The 2,582-nt window shown below is 48.2% G+C and carries 2 protein-coding genes and 1 pseudogene; all 3 read left to right on the forward strand.

What is annotated here, in order from left to right; all coding sequences use genetic code 11:
* Nucleotides 1–194 (forward strand): annotated as a pseudogene (locus VE944_RS33585) (leucyl aminopeptidase); the annotation flags it as partial.
* Nucleotides 195–497: 303 nt separating this feature from the next.
* A complete protein-coding gene (plsX, locus tag VE944_RS33590; protein ID WP_324988009.1) occupies nucleotides 498–1,520 on the forward strand; it encodes a phosphate acyltransferase PlsX in 1,023 nt (340 codons plus the stop codon).
* A 112-nt stretch (nucleotides 1,521–1,632) separates the two neighbouring features.
* The coding region (locus VE944_RS33595; RefSeq protein WP_324988011.1) for a beta-ketoacyl-ACP synthase 3 at nucleotides 1,633–2,582 on the forward strand (950 nt) is incomplete at its 3' end.

Genomic DNA, 2,582 nt, shown 5'->3' on the forward strand with positions numbered 1-2,582 from the left:
ATACTGGCCCGCGTCCAGGTGGTTCTATTACCGCCGCCCTTTTCCTTAAGCAATTCGTCAAAGATACACCTTGGGCGCACTTAGATATTGCTGGCCCAGTGTGGACAGATAAAGAAAATGGCTACGACAGTGCGGGGGCAACCGGCTACGGCGTTCGGACGCTAGTTAATTGGGTAGAAGGGAGTGGGGAGTAGGGAGTAGGGAGTAGGGGGCAGGGGGAGCAGGGGGAGCAGGGGAGGCAGGGGAGGCAGGGGAGGCAGGGGAGGCAGGGGAGGATGAGGGAGACAAGGCGAATAATCAATCCCCAATCCCCAACTCCCAGTCCCTAATCCCCAACCTCCACTCCCCACTCCCTACTCCCAAACAATTCGTGCTATCTTGAGCTTGCCAGCAAAAATTGTTGCAATAGTAACAGAAATAATTTGGCGGTCAGAAAGTTAAGCTTTTTCGGCAAAGCTATCTGGTAAAATTTGTAAGGTTTCTAGAAACTGTGAGCAATGGGATCGACTCGCGTAAGGATCGCAATTGACGCAATGGGGGGGGATCACGCACCCGGTGAAATCGTTGCTGGCGCATTGCGAGCAAGGGAAGAACTGGGTGTAGATGTATTACTGGTTGGTGATCCTCAACAAATAGAAGCTGCCTTGCCGCCGAAAACGAATTTAGGGCAGGTGGAGATCGTTCCTGCTGAGGAAGCGATCGCTATGGATGAGGAGCCTTTAAATGCAGTTAGACGCAAACGCAAGGCTTCTATCAATGTGGCGATGGATTTAGTCAAGCAGCAAAAAGCAGATGCCGTGTTTTCTGCCGGTCACTCTGGGGCAGCGATGGCATCAGCTTTGCTCCGCTTAGGACGATTGCCGGGAATTGACCGCCCAGCCATAGGGACTGTTTTTCCCACGATTATTGCTGGTAAGCCAGTGTTGGTACTTGATGTCGGCGCGAATGTAGATTGCCGTCCGAAGTTTTTAGAGCAGTTTGCCGTCATGGGATCGGCTTACAGTCAATATGTCTTAGGTACAACTGAACCGAAGGTAGGTTTGCTGAATATCGGTGAAGAAGACTCTAAAGGCAATGATGCAGCCGTCCGCGCTCACCAACTACTACGCGAAAATTCTCAAATAAATTTTATTGGCAATGCCGAAGGGCGTGATGTGCTTTCCGGTCGCTTTGATGTGATTGTCTGCGATGGCTTTGTGGGCAATGTATTATTAAAATTTGCTGAAGCCGTCGGAGAAGTGATTCTGCAAATTCTGCGAGAAGAATTACCTCAAGGATTACACGGTCAAATCGGTTCTGCACTTTTAAAACCAAACCTGAAGCGGGTTAAGCAGCGCATGGATCACGCAGAGCACGGCGGTGCTTTGCTGCTAGGCGTGGCGGGAGTCTGTTTTATCGGTCACGGTAGCTCACAAGCTCCTTCAATTTTTAATGCTATTCGCATGGCAAAAGAAGCTGTTGACAACCAAGTGCTACAACGCATTCAGTCCCAATATATCCTAGAGCGCGAAAGCGGTTAGCGATTCAGTCATAAGTCATGAGTCATTTGTCATTTGTCATTTGCAAGGACGAAAGACAAAAGACAAAGACAAGGGACAAAAGACAAAAAGCTGATAGCTGGGGAGATTAGGAGTGCAAAATTTAGGCGTAGCAATTACCGGAAGTGGTTCGGCAGTACCAGCAACTTCCCTACACAACCAGACATTGAGTGAAGTAGTTGAAACATCAGATGAGTGGATAACTACAAGAACTGGAATTCGTCAACGGCGATTAGCCCTGCCATCTGAATCCTTGAGCGTGCTAGCTACTGCCGCCAGCAGTCAAGCGATCGCAGCTTCAGGAATTAAACCAGAAGACCTAGACCTGATTCTGCTAGCGACTTCCACCCCTGATGATTTGTTTGGTAGTGCTTGTCAAGTACAGGCGCAATTGGGAGCCACCAACGCAGTAGCTTTTGACTTGACAGCAGCCTGCTCTGGCTTTGTGTTTGGTCTAGTTACAGCAGCCCAATACATTAGAACAGGTGTATATAAAAATGTATTGTTGATTGGGGCAGATATCTTGTCTCGCTGGGTAGATTGGGAAGATCGGCGGACTTGTGTATTGTTTGGTGATGGTGCAGGGGCAGTAGTATTACAAGCTGATAAAAGCGATCGCTTATTAGGATTTGCCCTTAAAAGTGATGGCACTCAAAACCATCACCTCAACCTTGCTTATGCAGGCGCTTCCCAAGAACTGCTCACTGGTGTCAATGTCACCAAAGGCACTTACCAACCTATTACTATGAACGGCAAAGAAGTCTACCGCTTTGCTGTGCAAAAAGTGCCCGAAATCATTGATAAAGCTTTATTTCAAGCCAACCTCAGTGTTGACAAAATAGATTGGCTGCTGTTGCATCAAGCTAATCAGAGGATTATTGATGCTGTTGCCCAACGGCTGAATGTCCCAGAACATAAAGTTATAAGTAATCTCGCCCAGTACGGCAATACGTCCGCTGCTTCCATTCCCTTAGCTTTAGATGAAGCAGTGCGACAAGGTAAAATTAAACCCAATGACATCGTTGCTGCATCCGGCTTTGGTGC

This window comes from Nostoc sp., from assembly GCF_035638895.1.
GTDB lineage: Bacteria > Cyanobacteriota > Cyanobacteriia > Cyanobacteriales > Nostocaceae > Nostoc.

Bases quoted from the DNA above. Each gene is read 5' to 3' on its own strand.
- plsX (WP_324988009.1), top strand. From the start codon at position 498: ATGGGATCGACTCGCGTAAGGATCGCAATTGACGCAATGGGGGGGGAT.